The sequence below is a fragment of the Mesobacillus maritimus genome, from assembly GCF_023715205.1.
In the GTDB taxonomy this organism is placed as follows: Bacteria; Bacillota; Bacilli; order Bacillales; family Cytobacillaceae; genus Mesobacillus_B; species Mesobacillus_B maritimus_C.
The window spans coordinates 152,262-172,044 of the sequence record NZ_JAMBNR010000010.1; the positions used below are offsets into that span (position 1 = coordinate 152,262).

The 19,783-nt window shown below is 40.6% G+C and carries 14 protein-coding genes and 2 pseudogenes; all 16 read left to right on the plus strand.

The window, feature by feature from the left end; all coding sequences use genetic code 11:
* Positions 1–107 precede the first annotated feature (107 nt).
* The 16 genes and pseudogenes from M3182_RS15705 (at position 108) to pnp (ending at position 19,772) form a co-directional block, all read left to right on the plus strand.
* A complete protein-coding gene (locus M3182_RS15705) occupies positions 108–1,814 on the plus strand; it encodes a proline--tRNA ligase (protein WP_251558890.1) in 1,707 nt (568 codons plus the stop codon).
* A 456-nt stretch (positions 1,815–2,270) separates the two neighbouring features.
* Positions 2,271–5,189, plus strand: a pseudogene (locus M3182_RS15710) (PolC-type DNA polymerase III); the annotation flags it as partial.
* A 738-nt stretch (positions 5,190–5,927) separates the two neighbouring features.
* A complete protein-coding gene (gene ltrA / locus M3182_RS15715) occupies positions 5,928–7,031 on the plus strand; it encodes a group II intron reverse transcriptase/maturase (protein ID WP_251558892.1) in 1,104 nt (367 codons plus the stop codon).
* 492 nt (positions 7,032–7,523) lie between these two features.
* Positions 7,524–7,751 (plus strand): hypothetical protein, encoded by a 228-nt coding sequence (locus M3182_RS15720; RefSeq protein ID WP_251558894.1) that lies wholly within the window; start codon positions 7,524–7,526, stop codon positions 7,749–7,751.
* A gap of 112 nt (positions 7,752–7,863) precedes the next feature.
* Positions 7,864–9,267 (plus strand): annotated as a pseudogene (locus tag M3182_RS15725) (PolC-type DNA polymerase III); the annotation flags it as partial.
* Between the two features lie 294 nt (positions 9,268–9,561).
* On the plus strand, positions 9,562–10,032 hold the full coding sequence (gene rimP / locus M3182_RS15730) for a ribosome maturation factor RimP (RefSeq protein ID WP_251425854.1): 471 nt from the start codon (positions 9,562–9,564) through the stop codon (positions 10,030–10,032).
* Positions 10,033–10,104: 72 nt separating this feature from the next.
* Positions 10,105–11,220, plus strand: a complete 1,116-nt coding sequence (gene nusA / locus M3182_RS15735; protein WP_251425856.1) for a transcription termination factor NusA — start codon at positions 10,105–10,107, stop codon at positions 11,218–11,220.
* 18 nt (positions 11,221–11,238) lie between these two features.
* Complete coding sequence (rnpM, locus tag M3182_RS15740; RefSeq protein WP_251558896.1) at positions 11,239–11,520, plus strand: RNase P modulator RnpM; 282 nt, start codon at positions 11,239–11,241, stop codon at positions 11,518–11,520.
* Positions 11,520–11,819 carry a YlxQ family RNA-binding protein gene (locus M3182_RS15745; protein WP_432806563.1) on the plus strand — a complete coding sequence of 100 codons (300 nt, stop codon included), beginning with the start codon at positions 11,520–11,522 and terminating at the stop codon, positions 11,817–11,819. Before rnpM ends, M3182_RS15745 begins: the two co-directional genes overlap by 1 nt.
* Positions 11,820–11,840: 21 nt before the next feature.
* The gene (gene infB / locus M3182_RS15750) at positions 11,841–14,171 is read left to right on the plus strand and encodes a translation initiation factor IF-2 (RefSeq protein WP_251558897.1); all 2,331 of its coding nucleotides are present in this window, start codon (positions 11,841–11,843) and stop codon (positions 14,169–14,171) included.
* Positions 14,171–14,452 carry a DUF503 domain-containing protein gene (locus tag M3182_RS15755; RefSeq protein ID WP_251425862.1) on the plus strand — a complete coding sequence of 94 codons (282 nt, stop codon included), beginning with the start codon at positions 14,171–14,173 and terminating at the stop codon, positions 14,450–14,452. Before infB ends, M3182_RS15755 begins: the two co-directional genes overlap by 1 nt.
* 19 nt (positions 14,453–14,471) lie before the next feature.
* A complete protein-coding gene (gene rbfA, locus M3182_RS15760) occupies positions 14,472–14,837 on the plus strand; it encodes a 30S ribosome-binding factor RbfA (RefSeq protein ID WP_251425864.1) in 366 nt (121 codons plus the stop codon).
* 253 nt (positions 14,838–15,090) lie between these two features.
* Positions 15,091–16,008: a tRNA pseudouridine(55) synthase TruB gene (gene truB, locus M3182_RS15765; protein ID WP_251558899.1), complete on the plus strand. Its 918-nt coding sequence runs from the start codon at positions 15,091–15,093 to the stop codon at positions 16,006–16,008.
* 35 nt (positions 16,009–16,043) lie between these two features.
* Positions 16,044–16,994, plus strand: coding sequence for a bifunctional riboflavin kinase/FAD synthetase (ribF, locus tag M3182_RS15770; protein ID WP_251425869.1), 951 nt, complete (start codon positions 16,044–16,046; stop codon positions 16,992–16,994).
* A gap of 121 nt (positions 16,995–17,115) precedes the next feature.
* Positions 17,116–17,385, plus strand: coding sequence for a 30S ribosomal protein S15 (rpsO, locus tag M3182_RS15775; RefSeq protein WP_251425871.1), 270 nt, complete (start codon positions 17,116–17,118; stop codon positions 17,383–17,385).
* A 269-nt stretch (positions 17,386–17,654) separates the two neighbouring features.
* On the plus strand, positions 17,655–19,772 hold the full coding sequence (pnp, locus tag M3182_RS15780; RefSeq protein ID WP_251425873.1) for a polyribonucleotide nucleotidyltransferase: 2,118 nt from the start codon (positions 17,655–17,657) through the stop codon (positions 19,770–19,772).
* Positions 19,773–19,783: the final 11 nt, after the last annotated feature.

A 19,783-nucleotide genomic window follows, 5' to 3' on the forward strand; every position in this document is an offset into this window, starting at 1 on the left:
TAATAGGCTAAAAATACCATCCTAATGAGGAGTGATTGCTCAATAGGGTGGTATTATCTAATTTTTATAAGTAATTCATTTCGACATTAGATGAGGAGTAAATACAAATGAAACAAAGTATGACCTTAATTCCTACACTACGAGAAGTACCAGCTGATGCGGAAATCAAGAGCCACCAACTGCTTTTACGAGCAGGATATATTCGCCAAAATGCAAGTGGGGTTTATTCGTATTTGCCACTGGCTCGAAAAGTTCTACAAAAGGTAGAAACCATTATTCGTGAGGAAATGGATCAAGCTGGGGCGGTTGAATTATTAATGCCAGCACTTCAACAAGCTGAATTATGGCAAGAATCAGGACGCTGGTACACATACGGACCAGAACTAATGCGTTTAAAGGATCGTCATGACCGCGAGTTTGCTCTTGGGGCGACGCATGAAGAAGTGATTACAAGTCTTATTCGCGATGAAGTAAAATCATATAAGCGCCTTCCATTATCCCTTTATCAAATTCAAACAAAGTTCCGCGATGAAAAGCGCCCACGCTTTGGCGTATTGCGTGGACGTGAATTTATCATGAAGGATGCATACTCATTCCATGCTTCACAGGAAAGTTTAGATCAGGTATATGAACGCCTGTTCGAAGCCTACAATAATATCTTCTCTCGCTGTGGGCTAGATTTCCGTGCTGTTATCGCTGATTCAGGTGCGATGGGCGGAAAAGATACCCATGAGTTTATGGTTCTTTCCGATGTTGGGGAAGATACGATCGCGTATTCTGACACGTCCAACTATGCAGCCAATATTGAAATGGCACCAGTAGTTATGGAGTATACGAAAAAAGCAGAAGCAGCGAAGGAAATGGAAAAAGTGTTAACGGAAAACAAAAAGTCGATTGAAGAAGTAGCTGACTTCCTCCAAGTCAAAGCAAGCGACTGTATTAAATCAATGTTATTTAAAGTCGATGATCGCTATGTATTGGTATTAGTCCGTGGCGATCACGAAGTAAATGATATTAAACTTAAAAACCTTCTCGGCGCAGCAATAGTTGAACTTGCAGATGCTGAGGAAACAAAAACGGCTTTAGGCTGTGCTGTAGGTTCCCTTGGGCCAATTGAAGTCGCAAACGATGTTGAAGTGGTTGCTGACCATGCGGTTGCAGCAATCGTCAATGGTGTTTGCGGGGCAAATGAAGAAAATTACCATTTTGTAAATGTGAACCCAGAGCGTGACTTCACGGTCAGCCAATATGCAGACCTTCGCTTCATTCAAGAAGGAGATCCTTCACCAGATGGACAAGGTACAATCTTGTTTGCGAAAGGGATTGAAGTTGGTCATGTCTTCAAATTAGGCACAAGATACAGTGAAGCAATGGGCGCCACTTATCTGGATGAGAATGGCAGAACACAGCCAATGATCATGGGCTGTTACGGAATTGGGGTTTCACGTACGGTGGCTGCTGTCGTTGAACAATTCAATGATGAGCGAGGCCTTGTGTGGCCAACTACTCTTGCTCCATTTGATGTCCATTTAATTGCTGTCAATTTGAAAGATGAAGCTCAAGCAAACTTATCTAATGAGTTATATACTAAGCTTAAGGCAGCGCGCTTCGATGTATTATTTGATGATCGTCAAGAGCGTCCGGGAGTAAAATTCGCAGATTCAGACTTAATCGGATTACCAATTCGTATTACTGTCGGTAAGAAAGCTTCCGAAGGCATTGTTGAGGTGAAAGTCCGTAAAACAGGGGACATGCATGAAGTCCATGTGGACGAGCTTCAGAGCACGATTAAATCGATTATGAAGTCACTATAAAAGGATGGACCTCCTCGGATGCGAGGAGGTCTATTCCTTTTTTGTGCTATCACCGCTAAAAAGGAACTCAAGGCCAATCTAGCGTCCCCAAATCTGTTTGATGTCTGGGGAAAGGGAATGCAAGGCAAATCTAGTGTTCTCAAATCGATTCAATGTCTTCCAAAAGCAACGCGGTAACTATTTAACGCAGCGTACCAAGTTTGTGTAATTCACATATAGGAATAGCTTTATCCGTTTTTACAAGGGAAGAAGTTGATAGTGACAGTCTAGTGTGTTTCTAATCATTTCCTTCACTTTTCTAGAGCGATGTAATCAATCCTAGTCTATTTTTATGTTATAATTACCTTTGCTAAAAAAATAAATAAGCGCACTAAAATACTAGTAACCAAACTACCCATTCATAGGAATACCCTTTGATGGTAGTTTTATTTTATTTAAACGATAAGGAGGGAAACAATGTCGGATCTTTCCTCTAAAAAGAAAGAAAGCTTTCAGGTGCTTTTGCAGCAGCTGGGGCTAACAGAAGATAGTATGGTCGAACATTTCAAAAATGCTTTGATTGAACGAGTAGTCGTGGAGAAAAAGCAAAAGAAATGGCATTTTTATTTTCAGTTTGACCGAATCATTCCATGTAGCTTAATGAGTCGGTTTACAGCACAATTGGAGAGAAGCTTCTCCCATATCGCGAAAGTGGCCGCGACGATTAACGTTCTTGATCAGTCTTTTACGGAGCAAGTCATTCATGAGTATTGGCCACAGTGTGTTCAAGAAATCGATGGGATTGCACCGCCGCTTTTAAAGGTATTAAATGAGCAATTACCTAGAGTTCAAGGGAACAAGATTGTGTTAAATGTCCGTAACGATATGGAAGGAATGGCCATTAAGAAAAAATATTCTGGTATGTTGGCAGAAATCTTTCAAACATATGGGTTTCCAACACTTTCAATCGATACGGAAATTTCGGAAAATGCCTCGAACAACGAGTATGAAGAGTTCCGAAAGGCTAAGGAAAAAGAAGACCAAGAACGTGCTCTTATGGCAATGGTGGAAATGCAGAAGAAAGAAGCCGAGAAAGATTCGGATGTGGCAGTTCCGGAGGGGCCGATTTCGATTGGTCTTACAATTAAGGATGATACGGATTTCCGTCGTCTAGAAGAAATTGTGGATGAGGAACGGAAAGTAACCGTGGAAGGCTATGTATTCCATGCAGAAACAAAAGAACTTCGCAGTGGACGAACATTGTTGACTTTTAAAATTACGGACTATACAAGCTCCATTATGGTTAAGATGTTTTCCCGCGATAAAGAAGATGCAGCGGTATTCCAACGAGTTAAAAAAGGCATGTGGCTAAAGGCAAGAGGAAGCATTCAAAACGATACCTTTGTTCGCGACCTAGTTATGATTGGTAACGACGTACAGGAAATTCGTCCGAAATTACGTCAAGATACTGCACCAGAAGGAGAGAAGCGGGTTGAGCTTCACTTGCATACGCCAATGAGCCAAATGGATGCCGTTTCAAGTGTCGCGGAGTTAGTTGGTCAAGCGAAAAAATGGGGACACAAGGCCATTGCTATCACAGACCATGCTGTAGCTCAATCTTTCCCTGAAGCATTTGGGGCAGGTAAGAAAAATGATATCAAAATCCTCTATGGCGTAGAAGCTAACCTGGTTGATGATGGCGTTCCAATCGCTTATAATTCGGCTCATCGCTTACTTGCGGATGACACCTTTATCGTATTTGATGTCGAAACCACCGGTCTCTCAGCCGTTTACGATACCATTATTGAACTGGCTGCAGTAAAAGTCCAAAATGGGGATATTGTCGACCGCTTTGAGTCCTTTGCCAATCCGCACCGCCGGTTATCAGCAACGATTGTCGAACTGACAGGGATTACCGATGATATGGTCGAGAATGCACCAGAAGTAGATGATGTTCTTCGAAAGTTTTATGACTGGATAGGAGATTCCGTATTAGTCGCACATAACGCGTCATTTGATATGGGTTTCTTAAATACTGGCTATAAAAAACTTGGCATCGGTAAGCTGCCAAATCCGGTAATTGATACTTTGGAATTAGGTCGTTTCCTTTTCCCTGAGATGAAAAACCACCGACTAAATACCTTGGCAAAGAAATTAGATGTTGAACTCACACAACATCACCGTGCCATTTATGATGCCGAGGCAACAGGGTATATTTTGATTAAAATGCTGAAAGAAGCTCTTGAAAAAGGCATTGAATATCATGACCAACTGAATGATTATATGGGGCAAGGTGGGGCTTATAAGCGGGCAAGGCCGCATCATATTACCTTATTAGCGCAAACCGAGATAGGGTTAAAAAACTTGTTTAAGCTGGTTTCGATTTCTCATATTAATTATTTCCATCGAGTCCCACGAATCCCAAGGTCTGTTTTGCAGAAATATCGAGAAGGTATTTTAGTAGGCTCAGCCTGTGATAAAGGCGAAGTCTTTGAGACCATGATGCAAAAGTCAATGGAAGAAGCGGAAGAAGCCGCACAGTTTTATGATTATTTAGAGGTTATGCCGAAGCCAGTTTATTCTCACTTAATTGAGCTTGAGCTTGTTCGTGATGAACGCTCGCTTGAACATATCATCTCCAACGTCGTAAAACTCGGTGAAAAATTGAATTTACCAGTTGTAGCAACGGGAAATGTTCATTATTTGAATGAGAATGATAAAATTTATCGCAAAATCCTTGTTAATTCTCAAGGTGGTGCGAACCCACTTAACCGTCATCGACTTCCAGATGTCCATTTCCGAACAACGAATGAAATGCTCGCTGAATTTTCGTTTTTAGGAAAGGAAAAGGCAAAAGAAATTGTCGTAACAAACCCGAATAAGGTTGCGGATATGATTGACAATATTAAGCCAATTAAGGATGACTTATATACGCCGAAAATTGAGGGTGCAGACGAAGAGATGCGCCATATGAGCTACACAATGGCAAAGAGTATTTATGGGGAAGAACTCCCGGAAATCGTTGAAGCACGCCTTGAAAAAGAATTAAAAAGTATCATTGAAAATGGCTTTGCCGTTATTTACTTGATCTCTCATAAGCTCGTTAAAAAATCACTAGATGATGGATATCTAGTTGGTTCACGGGGATCCGTCGGTTCCTCTTTCGTTGCAACAATGACTGAAATTACCGAGGTAAATCCTTTACCGCCACATTATGTGTGTCCAACCTGTAAGAAATCGGAGTTCTTTGATGACGGTTCCGTTGGTTCAGGTTTCGATCTTCCAGACAAGGATTGTCCGAACTGCGGCATACCTTATAAAAAAGACGGTCACGATATTCCGTTTGAAACCTTCCTTGGTTTCAAAGGGGACAAGGTACCAGATATAGATTTGAGTGCGCCACGTTATCAATTTAAAAGATTGGTCACTAGTAATTAATGCTAGGAGAACTGTTAACTTAAAGTGTGGAATGATAGGGTAACGCCTTGAAACACACTCACTGAATCTGCGGCAAGCGAAGGAGACAATGTAAATAGTTGAACTCGTTTGGAGCCCGCTAAAGTCGGCTGAAGTTTACCCTAACACATATGGTGAGGAAAAACCCAATAGGGTTGTAAATGATAGGCCGGGTGTCTACAAAACTTCTATGGTTAGAATGGATAGAGTTATCTGGACGAATCCTCGACTGACTCTTCGTGAATGTCACTAAGTAGAAATGCTTAGGGGTCCAATAGGACTTTCTAGTGTGGATGAGTAAACGTTAGGTTATGAAAATCCATATAGCTTTTCAGGAGCTATCAAGCTAGACGGAGTTTAGAGGAAACCTACGGAAGTATGTATAGATAGAGTTAACGGAACGTGGGAAGCTTCGGAGACTTGAGGTGATTACACACCGATTGAAAGTCGTTCTTCAAAAAGCTCAAGATTGAGTATAATGAAGGTTTGCCGAAGTGGCAGTAAAGCCGTAGTACCGTTTGTAGGAATTGCCTGCGACGACCGAATATACCGAATAGGTCCGAGGGAAAAACAGTTCTGAGGGAAGGGCTTAAGTCGTCTTTTACGATACAAATCCTACACACGTCAGTATTCTTGTATGACTAAATAGAAACGAAAGCCTTTTTTGGAGGTGATTAGTTGGCTGACTTAATGGTTCAAAAGTTAAGAAATAACGAATACTTCAATGTTCAAGAAACATTTGACCATTTGTACGCTGAAAGTAAAAGGGGAAGGTATTTTAACAAGCTCTACGATTTAATCATCACAGAAGAAAATATTCTTCTCGCTTTTCGAAATATAAAAAGCAATACTGGAAGCAAAACAAAAGGTACAAACGGTCACACCATTAAACATCTAAACAGGATGAATAAAGAAAAGCTCATTAGAATGGTTCGGCGGAAGCTACTAGACTACAAACCAGAAATGGTCAGGCGAGTGATGATTCCAAAGCCAAATGGAGATAAACGTCCTCTTGGAATACCGACGATAGAAGATAGACTTATCCAACAGATGATTCTACAGATTATTGAGCCTATCGTTGAGGCAAAATTTCATCCGTCAAGCTATGGGTTCAGACCACATCGAAATACGCACGATGCGTTAGCAAGGTGTTACCATATGGTCAATCATAGTCACCAGCATTATGTAGTCGACGTAGATATTAAAGGGTTCTTTGATAACGTAAATCATAAAAAGTTGAGCAAACAGCTTTGGGCGATTGGAATAAGAGATAAAAAGGTTCTTACCATTATAAACAAAATGTTAAAAGCTGAGATTGAAGGCGAGAGAATACCTGAAAAAGGGACTCCACAAGGCGGGATTTTATCACCGCTCCTAGCAAACATCGTTTTGAACGAGCTGGATTGGTGGATATCGAATCAATGGGAAACCAAGCCAACAAGAGTGGACTATAAACTGAAAAGGAATCGAACCGATGCCTTAAAGAAAACGAGGCTTAAGCCTTGTTATATCGTCCGCTATGCTGATGACTTTAAAATCTTTACAAACTCTTATGAAAATGCTCGCAAGCTATTTATTGCTGTAACAAAATGGTTGAAAGAACGGTTAGGCTTGGAGGTGAGCCCTGAAAAGAGTAAAATCACAAACCTTCGAAAGAACGGAACAGATTTTCTCGGCGTGCGTTTTCGAGCAGTGCGTAAAGGGACAGCGAAGACGGGATATATAGTGAATTCATATATCTCCGAAGGCAAAAGAAAAGTTGACGAAGGTTTATCAACATAAACTAAGTCGACTACGGAAGAGCCCTAATCCTAACAAAGTTCTTGACCTCAACTCGTTTACTTTAGGCATTCATAATTACTATAAAATTGCCACGAGGGTGTCTTCGGATTTTAATGATATACGGCATACCATACACTTTAAAATTAAAACTTTGTTGAAACGGAATATTTTTAATCCAACAACAGAAAAGAATGCTGTAATTGATAAGTTCTATAATGACTTCAATTACAAACGATTTAAAAGTAATGGATTGCTTGTACTACCATTTGAATCGGTACGGCATCAAATACGAGGACAAAGAGACCCGGAATTTACGATTTACGCCAAAGAAGACCGCCAAAGAATTCATAAAGAGCTAATACATGTGACTCAGTAGAAATTGAACATTTAAGAAAAGGGAATTACTCATCTAAATCTACTTTGTACGAAAACAATCGGATAAGTAAATATGTCGCACAAAAAGGAAGGTGCTACATTACAGGCGAACGGCTAATGCCAATCAATTGTATATGTCACCATATCCAGCCTACAAAGATGGGCGGTACCGATGAGTACGACAATTTAGTCATTATAAAGAAAGACTTTCATATGCTTATCCATACAAAGTATCCGATGAAAGACCCTATTAAATCACATCATGTCCATACATTAGACGCCAAAGCATTAAAGAAACTCAATACACTACGCAAGGTTGTAGGATTCCAAGCGTTAGTGATTTAAATTATCGTAAATATAAAGACGATGGAGCGCCGTATGACACCGAAAGGGTCACGTACGGTGTGGGGCAGGGGAAAAGCTAGAGATAACATCAAAGGCTTACCTATTGCCATATTTCTCCGGAGAATATCAGCCACGTGCCCATGACTACACGAAAGTATTGTTTGGTGAAGATAATGTGTATCGAGCCGGAACAATTGGTACCGTCGCTGAAAAGACAGCTTATGGGTATGTAAGAGGTTATCAAAATGATAACAACCTTCACATGCGTGGAGCGGAAACAGACCGATTGGTTGCAGGGTGTACCGGTGTTAAACGGACAACCGGACAGCATCCAGGGGGAATTATTGTTATCCCAGATTATATGGATGTGTTTGATTTCTCCCCAATCCAATTTCCTGCGGACTCGTTAACAAGTGAATGGCGGACAACGCATTTTGACTTCCATTCCATTCACGATAATGTTTTGAAACTTGATATTCTTGGACACGATGACCCGACCGTTATCAGGATGCTCCAAGACTTAAGCGGGATTGACCCGAAAACAATTCCGACAGATGATCCAGAGGTTATGAAGATCTTTAGCAATACAGAATCTCTTGGTGTAACACAGGATCAAATTATGTGTAAAACAGGAACGCTTGGGATCCCTGAGTTTGGAACAAGATTCGTTCGTCAGATGCTTGAGGACACAAAACCAACGACATTCTCAGAGCTTGTCCAAATCTCTGGACTGTCCCATGGGACGGATGTTTGGCTTGGGAATGCACAAGAGTTGATTCATAACAATGTATGTACGTTAAGTGAAGTAATTGGTTGTCGTGATGACATCATGGTTTACCTGATTTATCAGGGGCTTGAGCCGTCTTTCGCTTTTAAAATCATGGAGTCGGTTCGTAAAGGGAAAGGCCTAACCGATGAAATGGAAGAAGAGATGCGGAACAACAAAGTGCCAGAATGGTACATTGATTCTTGTAAAAAGATAAAATACATGTTTCCAAAGGCGCACGCTGCAGCTTACGTCCTAATGGCTGTCAGAATTGCTTACTTTAAAGTCCATCATCCGCTTCTTTATTATGCAGCGTACTTTACTGTTCGTGCGGAGGACTTTGATGTCGATGCGATGGTGCGCGGTTCAGAAACGATTCGCGCGAAAGTAGAAGAAATCAATGCGAAGGGGCTAGATGCAGCTCCAAAAGAAAAGAGTTTGTTGACGGTACTAGAATTGGCTTTGGAAATGTGTGAACGAGGGTATTCCTTTAAAAAGGTTGATCTTTACCGTTCAAGTGCAACTGATTTTATTATTGATGGGGATTCTTTAATCCCGCCTTTCAATGCGATTCCTGGACTAGGAACCAATGCGGCGATTAATATTGTAAAGGCTCGTGAACAAGGTGAATTCTTATCAAAAGAAGACCTTCAACAGCGAGGGAAGGTTTCAAAAACAATTATCGAGTTTCTTGATAACCATGGCTGCTTAGAGGCTCTTCCAGATCAGAATCAGTTATCATTATTTTAATGGATAAAGAGTGACTTATTTCGTTCGTTGAGCTGAAATAAGTCACTCTTTTTTTAAAAAAAGGTCAAAAATTGGTATCGTGAAAAGAAGCGATTGTCAAGTGAAAGCTGCCATGAAAAGCCTATTCTGTTTGCATTAAAATTCTGGTTATGTTATATTTTTATTGGAAATACTAAGGATAACTCTGGCAGATAAGAGTGGGGAAACCCACTCTTTCGTGTTTGTTATGCCCTTTTCGGGATGTATTTACAGAAGAAAACGAAGAGAGCCCATTCCAAAAGGAGGGATATGAAAATGAGCAAAGTGACAGAAGTTGTCGAGGAATTATTGACACCAATATTAACCAACTTGGACTTAGAATTAGTCGATATAGAATATGTAAAAGAAGGTAAGAACTGGTTTCTACGAATTTACATAGACAAAGAGAACGGCGTCGATATTGAAGAATGCGGAGTTGTGAGTGAACGTCTGAGTGAAAAACTAGATGAACTTGATCCGATTCCTCACAACTATTTCCTAGAGGTTTCATCGCCAGGGGCAGAACGTCCGCTCAAAAAAACGCAAGATTATCAAAAGTCCATTGGGAAAAATGTCTTTATTAAAACTTATGAACCTATTGATGGTGAAAAGACATTTGAAGGGACTTTGGCAGCATTTGATGGCGATGTGGTAACCATTGAGGTCAAGATCAAGACTCGCAAAAAGGAAGTTACGATCCCATTTGACAAAATTGCTAGTGCACGTTTAGCCGTCACATTTTCGTAAACAAATATTGGAAGTAATGAACAGCCTTATAAAAAATATAAATGTAAGAATTTAAAGGGGGATATGGATCTCATGAGCAGTGAATTGTTGGATGCTCTGATTGTGCTTGAAAAGGAAAAGGGCATTTCAAGGGATGTGTTGATTGATGCGATTGAAGCTGCATTGGTCTCAGCATACCGCCGTAATTTTAACCAAGCTCAAAATGTGCGGATTGATTTGAACCTAGAGAACGGTTCAATGCGTGTGTTTGCTAGAAAAGAGGTTGTGGATGAGGTTTTTGATCCACGTTTGGAAATCTCCCTTGAAGAAGCACAACGACTTAATCCAAACTATGCAGTAGAAGACGTAGTCGAATTAGAAGTAACGCCAAAGGACTTTGGCCGCATAGCTGCTCAAACAGCGAAACAAGTTGTCACACAGCGAGTGCGTGAAGCGGAACGAGGAATTATTTATTCCGAGTTTATCGACCGCGAAGAAGATATTATGACTGGGATTGTCCAGAGACAAGATGCGAAGTTCATTTACGTAAGTCTTGGAAAGATTGAAGCGATTCTGCCAGTGAATGAGCAAATGCCGAATGAACAATATAAACCGCATGATCGGATTAAGGTTTTCCTTACAAAAGTAGAGAAAACAACAAAGGGTCCACAAATCTTTGTTTCCCGAACACATCCTGGTTTATTAAAGAGATTATTTGAAATTGAAGTGCCAGAAATTTATGACGGAACAGTGGAAATCAAATCTGTTGCACGTGAAGCGGGCGATCGTTCAAAAATTTCTGTTCACTCAGACAATCCTGAGGTCGATCCAGTGGGTTCATGTGTTGGTCCAAAAGGAACACGTGTTCAAGCTGTGGTAAACGAGCTAAAAGGTGAAAAAATTGATATTGTTAAATGGTCTGAAGATCCGGTTGTATTTGTAGCAAATGCTTTAAGCCCTTCAAAAGTGCTTGATGTTATTGTCAACGAAGAAGACAAAGCAACAACAGTTGTGGTTCCTGACTATCAACTTTCCCTTGCCATCGGGAAGCGCGGTCAAAATGCAAGATTGGCGGCAAAGTTAACTGGCTGGAAGATTGATATTAAGTCGGAAACAGATGCACGTGAAGCTGGAATCTATCCTCGTGAAGACGGAGCGCTTTTAGAAGGTTATGTCGAAGATGAGTATTTTGATGAAGAGATAGATTAAGGGAAGAGGTGGATGAGCATGAACAGCCGAAAAAAAATTCCAATGCGCAAATGTGTCGCTACTGGTGAAATGAGGCCGAAAAAAGAACTCATCCGGATTATTCGCTCAAAAGAAGGAGAAGTATCCATTGACCCGACTGGAAAGAAATCTGGCAGAGGTGCTTATCTAACAAAAGAGAAAGATACCATTCTGTTAGCGAAGAAGAAGAACATTCTTTCTAAACAGTTGGAAGCGAACATAGAGGATTCCATTTATGATGAGCTTCTAGACCTTATCGAAAAGGAGAAACGACCAATCTGATGAATGATCAGTGGATGTCATTGCTTGGCTTAGCCAATCGAGCACGCAAAATTATTTCTGGGGAAGAGCTAACCGTAAAAGAAATTAGAAACGGAAAGGCAAAATTAGTTCTTTTGTCAAAGGACGCCTCTTCCAATACTCACAAAAAAATTACAGATAAATGTAATTCCTATCATGTTCCATATAAGCTGGTCGATGACCGGTATAAGCTCGGCCAAGCGATTGGGAAAGACGCCCGTGTGGTTGTAGCCCTATTGGACAATGGGTTTGCAAAGAAATTATTGACGTTGCTCGATTAATTCTAGCGGGGGTGAAAATATATGAGTAAAACGCGCGTGTACGAATATGCCAAAAAGCATAATGTATCGAGTAAAGACGTTATTACAAAATTAAAAGAAATGAATATAGAAGTTTCAAACCATATGACGGCTATTGAAACGGATACGGTGAGGAGATTAGACGCTATTTTTAATAAAACAGAAAAACAACCTCAGTCAAAACAACAACAAAACCAACGGTCTTCCCAAGGTCAATCTGGCCAGGGACAACAAAATTCAGGTCAAGGTAATCAGCGCCCACAAGGTCAGGGACAACAAAAATCTGGCCAGGGACAACAACAGCGCCCGCAAGGTCAGGGACAACAAAAATCTGGTCAGGGACAACAGCGCCCACAAGGTCAAGGACAACAAAAGTCTGGCCAGGGACAACAGCGACCAGCTGGCCAAGGTCAGCAAAAATCACAAGGAAATCGCCCTCAAGGGCAAGGCGGAAAGTTCGGTGGCAATAATAACCGCAACAACAAGCGCAACAACAATCAAAATCGTGGTAAACAAAACAACCGTGGAAAACAAAATCAAACCCACGCTACTCAACCGCCGCAAGTGAAGAAAGAGAAAGAGCTTCCAGCAAAAATTACATTCAGTGAATCTTTAACCGTTGGCGAACTAGCGAAGAAGATCCACCGTGAGCCGTCGGAAATCATCAAGAAGTTGTTTATGCTTGGAGTAATGGCAACCATTAACCAAGACTTAGATAAAGATGCAATTGAATTAATCTGTACGGATTATGGAGTTGAAGTAGAAGAAGAAATCCTAGTAGATACAACAGACCTAGAGGTGTACTTCACAGAGGACACAGAAGACCTTCTACAGGAACGTCCTCCAGTTGTAACGATCATGGGACACGTTGACCACGGGAAAACAACGACGCTCGATTCTATCCGTCATACAAAGGTTACCGCAGGTGAGGCAGGGGGAATTACCCAGCATATCGGTGCTTATCAAGTTGAAGAGAATGGCAAGAAGATTACTTTCTTAGATACACCAGGTCACGCTGCTTTTACAACCATGCGTGCACGTGGAGCAAAAATCACAGATATTACAATTCTCGTCGTTGCAGCAGATGATGGTGTCATGCCACAAACGATTGAGGCGATCAATCATGCGAAGGCTGCCAATGTACCAATTATCGTTGCTGTTAATAAGATGGATAAAGAGAGTGCAAATCCTGACCGTGTTATGCAAGAATTAACGGAACATGGTCTAGTCCCAGAAACTTGGGGTGGAGACACCATTTTTGTCCCAATCTCAGCTCTTAAAGGGGAAGGCATTGACAGTTTACTTGAAATGATTCTCCTTGTAAGTGAAGTAGAAGAATATAAAGCGAATCCGAAACGTCCAGCAGTTGGTACAGTGATTGAAGCGCAATTGGATAAAGGTCGCGGTTCTGTAGCGACATTACTTGTTCAAAATGGTACTCTAAAAGTAGGAGATCCAATTGTTGTTGGAAATACATTCGGACGTGTTCGTGCAATGGTGAACGACTTAGGACGCCGTGTGAAAGAAGTAGGACCATCCACTCCTGTTGAAATCACTGGTCTAAATGATGTACCTCTTGCGGGAGACCGTTTTGTAGTATTTGAAGATGAAAAAACAGCTCGTCAGGTTGGGGAAGCACGTGCGAGTCAAGCTCTCCAAGCGCATCGCTCTGAGAAACAAAAGATTAGCCTCGATAACTTGTTTGAACATTTGAAACAAGGAGAAATGAAAGATTTAAATCTCATTGTAAAGGCTGATGTTCAAGGTTCTGTTGAAGCTGTTGCAGCTGCTCTTCAAAAATTAGATGTCGAAGGAATTAATGTTCGTATTATTCATACAGGCGTTGGTGCCATTAATGAATCAGACATTACCTTAGCCGCTGCTTCAAATGCGATTGTCATTGGTTTCAACGTTCGTCCTGATAACAATGCAAAACGTGCTGCAGAAACGGAAGAAGTCGATATCCGTTTACACCGAATTATTTATAAAGTAATCGAAGAAATTGAATCAGCGATGAAAGGAATGTTGGATCCTGTTTACCAAGAGAAAATAATTGGTCAAGCAGAGGTTCGTCAAACGTTCAAAGTATCAAAAATTGGTACCATTGCAGGTTCTTATGTCACAGACGGTAAAATTACGCGTGATAGTGGTGTCCGCTTAATTCGTGATGGTATTGTTATTTTTGAAGGGGAAATTGATGCACTCAAACGCTTCAAAGATGATGCAAAAGAAGTAGCACAAGGATATGAGTGTGGAATTACCATTAAAAACTTCAATGATGTGAAGGAAGGCGACGTCATCGAAGCATATATCATGGAAGAAGTGGAACGTTAATGATTGTAGGGCTCGCTTCTTGCGAATGCTTGATCTACGATGCCCACTCGTTAAAGGAGAAACGAGCGGTTTTACAACGAATAATCTCTAGGCTGAAACAAAAATTTAATGTTTCTGTTTCAGAAGTGGATTTTCAAGATATGTGGCAGCGGACGAAGATAGCGATTGTAACGGTTTCGTCCGCTAAAACATCAACAGAGAGAGAATTACAAAATGCCCTTCAAATGATCGATTCGTTTCCAGAGATAGAACGAACCATTACAGACATTGAATGGCTTTAATTTGATGAGGTGATCGAACATGGGCCATAGGGTAAATCGAGTTGGAGAACAAATGAAGAAAGAGCTTGGTGACATTATCGGCCGTAAAATCAAGGATCCCCGTATTGGTTTTGTTACGGTGACGGATGTTGAGGTAACCGGTGATCTTCAGCAAGCGAAGGTTTTTATTTCCGTTTTAGGAGACGAAGCACAAAAAGAAAACACCTTAAAGGCGTTAGCAAAAGCGAAAGGGTTTATTCGGACCGAAATTGGGCAACGAATTAGACTTCGCAAAACGCCTGAAATTAGTTTTGAATTTGATCCATCTCTTGAATATGGGAACCGGATTGATACGCTTCTTCACCAAGTTCATTCCAATAATGATGAAAAAGAACGGGAAAATTAACATAGAAAAATGGATAGACACTGTGTCTATCCATTTTTTAAATGCTTTAATAAATTCTTAAGATCCCTTTTCTGTTTTTGAAGAGAAAAGTACGCACAATGAGCTCGGTTATAACAGAAACTAGCTTCGTAAGGAGAAGAAGAGCTCGCAAACTAAACTTTAGCCTACGAACTGACTAACTTGCGTTATAACCGGCTTGAGGATGTTAACAATAATTTTTACAAAAAATAGCCTTAAATAATTAGGAGGAAAGATGGAAGGAATATTACCATTGATGAAACAAGCGGGAATGACATCACACGACTGTGTTTTTCGCTTGCGAAAAATTTTAAAAATGAAACGAATTGGTCACACGGGAACGTTAGATCCGGATGTGACAGGGGTTTTGCCTATTTGTATTGGTCGGGCAACTAAAGTTGCAGAGTATATTACGGATGCAGGTAAGGCGTATGAAGGTGAAGTTACGATTGGTTTTTCAACAACAACAGAAGATGCCTCAGGTGAGGTTGTTAACAAAAGAAACGTTGATCGAAGTATTACGAGAGCTGAAATCTTGGATGTTCTGCAGCAATTAACAGGAGAAATCAGTCAAACTCCTCCAATGTTTTCAGCGGTAAAAGTAAATGGGAAGCGATTGTATGAATATGCAAGACAAGGAATTGAAGTGGAGAGACCGACGCGCCAGGTTCGAATCTATAAACTTGAACTGCTTGATGAGCGTGAAGTTTTTGAAGGAGAAACCATCTCTTTTCGTTTCCGGGTCAGCTGCAGCAAAGGGACCTATGTGCGAACACTTGCCGTTACAATTGGAGAGATTTTAGGCTACCCAGCTCATATGTCTTGGCTCCAGCGGATTCAATCTTCGACGATGACATTGGCGGATTGTTATACGCTAGCTGAAATTGAAAAGCTAGCTGAGGATGGAAAAGTAGAGGAAGCATTAAAGCCTTTAGAAGCAGGGATTTCTCATTTGCCGAAATATGAAATAAGTGGTAAAGTAGCAGAGAAAGTGAAAAATGGTGCTTTATTGGAGATTCCGTCCCATCTAGCGGATGAAGAAGGGCCTATCGCGGTGCAATTAGCCAATGGAATGGTTATAGCTATCTATCGCAAGCACCCTCGTAAACCGGGGCTACTGAAGCCCGATAAAGTACTAAGAAACGAGTTTTAGACCCAAGGCTTTGTCAGAAAAGGTGAGTATGCACAGTGGAATTAATTAAATTGAATCACCCACATTTATATAAAAGCGAAGATTTCTCGCCACAAGTAATGGCTTTAGGATATTTCGATGGCGTTCATCTTGGTCACCAAGAAGTGATGAAGGAAGCAATCAAAATTGCGAAAGAAAAAGGGATGAAAAGTGCTGTTATGACGTTCGATCCCCATCCTTCCGTTGTTCTCGGCAAAAAGGTTCAACATGTTGAATACATTACTCCCATCGAAGAAAAAATCAGAGTAATCGAAAATATGGGTGTAGACCGTTTGTATATTGTTCATTTTACACGAGAATTTGCAAACCTCTTGCCACAGGAGTTTATCGACGATTATATCATTCAATTAAATGTGAAGCACGTTGTTGCCGGTTTTGATTATACATACGGAAAAATGGGCAAAGGGACGATGGAAACCATCCAGTTCCATTCGCGTGAACAATTTGAATATACAATTGTCCCTAAGTTGGCTGTCAATGGGGAGAAGGTTAGTTCCACTTTGATTCGTACTTTTCTACTTCAAGGAAAAGTAGACGCTGTTCCCCTATTATTAGGGCGGTATTACACTTCAAGCGGAGTCGTCGGTCATGGGGATAAGCGCGGCCGGACGATTGGTTTTCCTACTGCCAATGTGGATGTATTTGAGGAATTTATTCTGCCTCCAACAGGAGTTTATGCAGTACGACTATTAGTAGACGGAAAATGGCACAATGGAGTCTGCAATCTTGGCTATAAACCAACTTTTAATAATCAAAAAGCGGCAAAACCAACGGTTGAGGTTCATATCTTTGACTTTAATCAAGATATATACGGAAAACTGGTCATTGTCGAATGGCATCAGAAGATACGTGATGAGCAAAAGTTCTCAGGTATTGATGCCTTAGTGGAGCAAATCAATCAAGATAAACAGCAAGCACTGGATTATTTTGAAAAACAATTTGCTTAGACTTGCTTTTTTTGCTGAAAAGTTGTATTCTATTTAACGTATCAAAAAGAACCTTTGCTTGGCAAGTCGAGTCACCGACGCTTGCTCGGTAACAGGGGATATTCATTAGGAGGTGAATCGGATGGCAATCACTAAAGAACGTAAGAATGAACTAATCAACGAGTTCAAGACACACGAAAATGATACTGGTTCTCCAGAAGTTCAAATCGCTGTCCTTACTGCAGAGATTAATGCATTGAACGAACATTTACGTACTCATAAGAAGGATCACCACTCTCGTCGTGGTCTTCTAAAAATGGTTGGTAAGCGTCGTAATCTTTTAACGTACCTACGTAACAAAGACGTTACACGTTACCGTGACTTAATCAACAAGCTTGGTTTACGTCGATAATTTGTAAAAAGCGGGATTTTTCCCGCTTTTTTATTGTGTAAATAAAAGGTTTAGGTATAAAATTAATTACATATTCCTTCTTCAATTTTAGAGTTGGTTTATTCTGTACATAATAATTAACGGAGTAAGTCTTTAGGGAGTAAAATTTTATGTTTTAACCCATTTATCATGAACAGTAATTTAACTGTTCCATACATTGAATGTACATGCAACAGAAGAAGGATTTTTATACTGCTGCAAACGGATTCAGTAAGAGAGGGGCTTAATGAATGAACCAGGAAAAACAAATATTTTCAATGGACTGGGCCGGCCGTGAACTGAGCGTTGAAATCGGTCAGTTAGCCAAACAGGCAAACGGTGCAGTTCTAGTCCGCTACGGAGACACAGCGGTTCTTAGTACGGCAACAGCATCTAAAGAACCAAAAAACTTAGATTTCTTCCCACTAACGGTAAATTATGAGGAACGTCTTTACGCAGTTGGGAAAATTCCAGGTGGATTTATTAAACGAGAAGGTCGCCCAAGTGAAAAAGCGATATTGGCAAGTCGGTTAATTGACCGCCCAATTCGTCCTTTATTTGCTGATGGCTTTCGCAACGATGTTCAAGTTATTTCAATTGTGATGAGTGTAGACCAAAACTGTCCATCTGAAATGGCTGCTATGCTAGGATCTTCATTGGCACTATCTGTATCAGATATTCCGTTTGAAGGACCAATTGCAGGTGTCATCGTTGGTCGTGTTGATGGTAAATTTGTCATCAATCCGACTGTAGAAGAAATGGAAAAAAGTGATATGCACTTAACGGTTGCAGGTACAAAAGATGCAATCAATATGGTTGAAGCGGGTGCGAACGAAATTCCAGAAGAAGTGATGCTGGAAGCAATCATGTTTGGACATGATGAAATTAAGCGTCTGATTGCGTTCCAAGAGGAAGTTGCTGCAAAAGTTGGCAAGGAAAAAATGGAAATCAAATTATTTGAACTTGATAGTGAAATCGAAGCTGAAGTTCGTGGATTATGTGAAAAAGACATGATTAGTGCGATTCAAGTTCAAGAAAAGCATGCCCGTGAAGATGCGATTAAAGTAGTGAAAGATCGTGTCCTTGCAAAGTATGAAGAAGAAGAAGCGGATGAGGACAAGCTAAAGCAAGTAAAACAAATCCTCGATAAAATTGTTAAGGGTGAAGTTCGCCGCTTAATTACCGAAGAAAAAGTCCGCCCAGATGGCCGTGGTGTCGATGAAATTCGTCCATTATCATCTGAAGTAGGCATTCTTCCACGTACGCATGGATCAGGTTTGTTTACAAGAGGACAAACGCAGGCACTAAGCATTTGTACTCTTGGTGCAATGGGTGATGTTCAAATTTTAGATGGATTAGGTCTTGAAGAAGAAAAACGCTTCATGCATCATTATAATTTCCCACAATTCAGTGTTGGGGAAACTGGACCAATTCGTGGACCAGGTCGTCGTGAAATTGGACATGGTGCTCTTGGAGAACGTGCACTCGAAAAGGTAATTCCATCTGAAAAAGAATTCCCATATACAATTCGTCTTGTTTCAGAAGTACTTGAATCAAATGGTTCAACTTCGCAAGCGAGTATTTGTGCAAGTACATTAGCGATGATGGATGCTGGGGTACCAATTAAAGCACCTGTAGCTGGTATTGCCATGGGACTTGTAAAGTCAGGTGAGCATTATACCATCTTAACGGATATTCAAGGGATGGAAGACCATCTTGGAGACATGGACTTTAAAGTGGCAGGTACTGCTAAAGGTGTTACGGCACTACAAATGGATATCAAGATTGAAGGTTTATCACGTGAGATTTTAGAAGAAGCATTGCAGCAAGCGAAAAAAGGTCGCATGCAGATTCTTGAATCAATGCTTGCAACGATTTCTGAGCCACGTAAGCAACTTTCAACATATGCTCCTAAGATTTTAACAATGAAAATTAACCCAGATAAAATTCGTGATGTAATTGGACCAAGTGGAAAGCAAATCAATAAAATCATTGAAGAAACTGGCGTAAAAATTGATATTGAACAAGATGGTACTGTCTTTATCGCTTCTACAGATCAAGAAATGAATGAAAAAGCGAAGAAAATCATCGAAGATATTGTTCGCGAAGTAGAAGTAGGTCAAATGTATCTTGGTAAAGTAAAACGTATTGAAAAATTCGGTGCTTTCGTTGAGATCTTCAATGGCAAAGATGGACTTGTTCATATTTCAGAGCTTGCAGAAGAACGTGTTGGCAAGGTAGAGGATGTTGTGAAACTTGGAGATGAAATCCTTGTTAAAGTAACGGAAATCGATCGCCAAGGTCGTGTCAACCTTAGCCGTAAAGCTGTTCTTAAAGAGCAAAAAGAAAAAGCAGCACAAAGTGAATAACGTACTCACAA